Below are 541 nucleotides of genomic sequence, written 5' to 3' on the forward strand. Positions count from 1 at the left end.
GGATGTTTTGATTTTTCTTAAGGTGGTTAATCTGGAGCGTTCCTGTTTTAATTTCCGTTTGATGGAACGGATTTGTGCTGATTTATTTTCGATATAGATTTTTTTCAGTTCGTCCAGACTTTTTAATTGGGCGTTGGCAGCTTGAACAGCACTGTTGGCATAATAATCGTCCAATTGATATTTTTCCTTGACGTGTAAATGGATCGATTTTTCCCGCCTATTCTGGCCCGAACGTTTTTCCTTGACCAAGGTATTCAATACCAACTGTTTTGCACGGTTGAAGCGGGATAAGCTATCGCGAATAGCTTCAACAACTGAATTGGAAAGCGTATTTTTATAGATTCGATTAGAGAAATATGCTTTTGTGCTCATCCCTTAAAGGCCCCTTTTTCTTTCCATCTATGCCTATTATCACACGAATGCACGTTCTTGTCAACTTCAAAAAGTCTCCCTTGGAGAGGCGATTCATCCCCTACCTACTCATTTGGTTTTACCCTATACATTCCTTGAGGAAGGGGTCTTCTCGCCAAAGGAAGATAAA

At 39.9% G+C, this 541-nt stretch carries 1 protein-coding gene; it reads right to left on the reverse strand.

All coding sequences use genetic code 11. The features are described from left to right. The coding region (locus IEX12_RS23230) for a hypothetical protein (RefSeq protein ID WP_188726005.1) at positions 1 to 372 on the reverse strand (372 nt) is incomplete at its 3' end. Between the last annotated feature and the right edge of the window lie 169 nt (positions 373 to 541).

The organism is Lentibacillus populi, assembly GCA_014642895.1.
In the GTDB taxonomy this organism is placed as follows: Bacteria; Bacillota; Bacilli; order Bacillales; family Amphibacillaceae; genus Lentibacillus_C; species Lentibacillus_C populi.